2 protein-coding genes are annotated in these 3,907 nt (G+C 73.9%); both read left to right on the plus strand.

Features of this window, described 5'->3' with window-relative positions; translation table 11 throughout:
* Positions 1-81 precede the first annotated feature (81 nt).
* Positions 82-2,808, plus strand: coding sequence for a DNA polymerase I (polA, locus tag KMS84_RS38130; RefSeq protein WP_256921141.1), 2,727 nt, complete (start codon positions 82-84; stop codon positions 2,806-2,808).
* Between the two features lie 591 nt (positions 2,809-3,399).
* Positions 3,400-3,879, plus strand: a complete 480-nt coding sequence (locus KMS84_RS38135; RefSeq protein ID WP_256921142.1) for a hypothetical protein — start codon at positions 3,400-3,402, stop codon at positions 3,877-3,879.
* Positions 3,880-3,907 lie beyond the last annotated feature (28 nt).

Below are 3,907 nucleotides of genomic sequence, written 5' to 3' on the forward strand. Positions count from 1 at the left end.
GGCATGGAGTGCGGGCCCCGGAGGGGCGGTCGGGGCGGCGGCCGGAGCCGAGTGTCGGTGGGGCGTGGCAGGATCGGGGGCGTGGCAGAGACAGCAGCGAAGAAGACCGACACCCCGACCGGCGCAAGCCGCCCGCGCCTGATGCTCATGGACGGGCACTCGCTGGCGTACCGCGCGTTCTTCGCGCTGCCCGCGGAGAACTTCACCACCGCGACGGGCCAGCCGACGAACGCGATCTACGGCTTCGCGTCGATGCTCGCCAACACGTTGCGTGACGAGTCGCCCACGCACTTCGCGGTCGCCTTCGACGTCTCCCGCAAGACGTGGCGCTCGGAGGAGTTCACCGAGTACAAGGCCAACCGCTCCAAGACGCCCGACGAGTTCAAGGGGCAGGTCGAGCTGATCGGCGAACTGCTCGACGCGATGCACGTCTCCCGGTTCGCGGTGGACGGCTTCGAGGCCGACGACGTCATCGCCACGCTCGCCACCCAGGCCGAGGCCGCCGGCTTCGAGGTCCTCATCGTCACCGGCGACCGCGACTCCTTCCAGCTGGTGTCGGAGCACACCACGGTCCTGTACCCGACGAAGGGCGTCTCGGAGCTGACCCGGTTCACCCCGGAGAAGGTCTTCGAGAAGTACGCGTTGACGCCCGCCCAGTACCCCGACTTCGCGGCGCTGCGCGGCGACCCGTCCGACAACCTGCCGGGCATCCCCGGCGTCGGCGAGAAGACGGCCGCGAAGTGGATCAACCAGTTCGGCTCGTTCGCCGAGCTCGTCGAGCGCGTCGAGGAGGTCAAGGGCAAGGCCGGGCAGAACCTGCGCGACCACCTGGAGGCCGTCAAGCTCAACCGTCGCCTCACCGAGATGGTCAAGGACGTCGAGCTGCCCAAGGCGGTAGCCGAACTGGAGCGGGCCCCGTACGACCGCACGGCCGTCGCGATGGTCCTCGACACCCTGGAGATCAGGAACCCCTCGCTGCGCGAGCGGCTGTTCGCCGTCGACCCCGGCGGCGAGGAGGCCGAGGCCACCCCGGTGATCACCGCCGGCGTGGAGCTGGACGGCACGGTGCTGGGCACGGGCGAGCTGGCCGGCTGGCTCGCCGAGCACGGCACGCAGACCCTGGGCGTGGCCACCGTCGACACCTGGGCGCTGGGCGCGGGCTCGGTCGCCGAGGTCGCGCTCGCCGCGGCCGGCGGAGCCGCCGCCTGGTTCGACCCGGCGGAGCTGGACGAGTCCGACGAGAACGCGTGGGCGGCCTGGCTCGCCTCCGGCGAACGCCCCAAGGTCCTGCACGACGCCAAGGGCGCGATGCGCGTGTGCGCCGAGCACGGCTGGTCGGTCGCCGGCGTCCTCATGGACACCGCGCTCGCCGCCTACCTGGTCAAGCCCGGCCGCCGCTCCTTCGACCTGGACGCGCTGTCTCTGGAGTACCTGGGCCGCGAACTCGCCCCCGCCGCCACGGCCGACGGCCAGCTCGCCTTCGGCGCGGACGACGGTGCGGAGGCCGAGGCCCTCATGGTGCAGGCCCGCACGATCGTCGACCTCGGGGAGGCCTTCCGCGGCCGCCTGGAGGAGGTCGGCGCCACCGACCTGCTGCGCGACATGGAACTGCCCACCTCCGCCCTTCTGGCCCGCATGGAGCGCCACGGCATCGCGGCCGACCGCGCCCACCTGGAGGCCATGGAGCAGATGTTCGCCGGCGCCGTCCAGCAGGCCGTGAAGGAAGCGCACGCCGCGGCCGGACACGAGTTCAACCTGGGCTCGCCCAAGCAGCTCCAGGAAGTCCTCTTCGGCGAGCTGGGCCTGCCCAGGACCAAGAAGACCAAGACCGGTTACACCACCGACGCCGACGCCCTGGCGTGGCTGGCCGGGCAGACGGACAACGAACTGCCGGTCATCATGCTCCGCCACCGCGAGCAGGCGAAGCTGCGCGTCACCGTCGAGGGCCTGATCAAGACGATCGCCGCCGATGGCCGCATCCACACCACCTTCAACCAGACCGTCGCCGCGACCGGCCGGCTGTCCTCCACGGACCCCAACCTGCAGAACATCCCCGTCCGCACGGACGAGGGCCGCGCCATCCGCCGCGGCTTCGTCGTCGGCGAGGGCTTCGAGTCGCTGATGACGGCCGACTACAGCCAGATCGAGCTGCGGGTGATGGCCCACCTGTCGGAGGACGCCGGCCTCATCGAGGCGTTCACCTCCGGCGAGGACCTCCACACCACGGCCGCCTCCCAGGTGTTCGGCGTCGAGCCCGGCGCGGTCGACGCCGAGATGCGCCGCAAGATCAAGGCCATGTCCTACGGCCTGGCCTACGGACTGTCGGCGTTCGGCCTGTCCCAGCAGCTGAACATCGAGGCGGGCGAGGCCCGCGCCCTGATGGACGCCTACTTCGAGCGCTTCGGCGGCGTCCGCGACTACCTGCGCCGCGCCGTCGACGAGGCGCGGGCGACCGGCTACACGGCCACCTTGTTCGGCCGCCGCCGCTATCTTCCGGACCTCAACAGCGACAACCGCCAGCGACGTGAGGCGGCCGAGCGCATGGCGCTCAACGCGCCCATCCAGGGCACCGCCGCGGACATCGTCAAGATCGCCATGCTCAAGGTGGACGACGCGCTGCGCGCCGCCAACCTGGCCTCGCGCATGCTGCTCCAGGTCCACGACGAAATCGTCCTGGAGATCGCTCCCGGCGAGCGGGCGGCCGTGGAGGAACTGGTCCGCCGCGAGATGGCCGGCGCCGTCCACCTCAGGGCCCCGCTCGACGTCTCGGTGGGCGCGGGCGCGGACTGGGAGTCGGCCGCGCACTAGCCCGGCGACTACCGCGGGAGCGGGAGCGAGGGCGAGCGAACAGACGCTGAGGAGCCCCGTCCACACGGACGGGGCTCCGGCGCTTCTGCCCCCCGGGCCCCGGCACCCCTCGGCCCCTTGGCGGAAGCCGCCGCCACGCCCCCGGGCGCCGCCGACGTCGGCCGCCGTCACACGGACGCCCCTGCGCCCCCCTGGGGCCGAAGCCACCGCCGTCCGGCATCCTCCCGCTGAGCCGCCGTCGCCCGGCGCCCTCCCGCCCTCGCCTGGAGGGGCAGCGGCCGCCCGGCGCCTCTCCGCCCCCATGGCCGAGGCCCGGAGCCCCCGGCACTCCCTGCCGTCCCGCAGCGCAAGCCGCAGCCGCCGCCCGGCATCCCGGCCGCGCCGTCGCCGAAGTCGCCGCCGCTGCCGCGGTCCGGCACCTTGCGGCCCCTTCCCCGAGGCCGTCGGCCGGTTGCGCCCCGTTGTTGCCGGTCGCCGCCCTTGGTCGCCTTTCGCCGTCGCCGGTCACCGCCGGTCACCGCCCGAAGGGCCCTCACCCGCGTGGCCGCCGAGAACAGGACCTCGGCCGTCGCCGACCGCCAGGATGCGGCCATGGGTATACGCATGCTCCACCGCCGCAAGGCCCACGCACGCGTTCACGCCACGGCCGCCGCCGGCACCCGGGCCGAACCCGGCACGGCGCCCTGGAGACGTCCACGTCCCGCCCTCGCGCCCCGCGCCGCCACCCCGCAGGCCCCGAGAACCCCCGGCACGGTCCCGCACACGGTTGCGAGGGCGCTGCGCACGGCCGGCGCGCACCTGCGCCGGCCGGACCCGGCCTGGCTCGTCCCCGCGCGACTGGCTCCGCTCGTGCGGCGGGCGCTGCCGCAGGGCGACGTCCGGCGTCTGTGGGCCGAGGCGGTACGCGGCTGGCCGGCGCTCGCCCTCGGCGTCCTCGAGCAGGTCCTCGGGTTCCTACGGTTCCTCGGACCCCGCGGGATCCGTCGCACCCGTCGCATCCGTCGCATCCCCGTGTTCGTCGCGACCGCGCCGCCCCTCAAGCACCGTCCGGACCGTCCCGCCGCACCTTGACCGCCCTCGCCCCCGCCCCCGCCTCCGC

Source organism: Streptomyces hilarionis, assembly GCF_024539675.1.
GTDB lineage: Bacteria > Actinomycetota > Actinomycetes > Streptomycetales > Streptomycetaceae > Streptomyces > Streptomyces hilarionis.

Excerpts from the sequence above, each read along its gene's own strand:
- KMS84_RS38135 (WP_256921142.1), top strand. The coding sequence starts at position 3,400 with ATGGGTATACGCATGCTCCACCGCCGCAAGGCCCACGCACGCGTTCAC.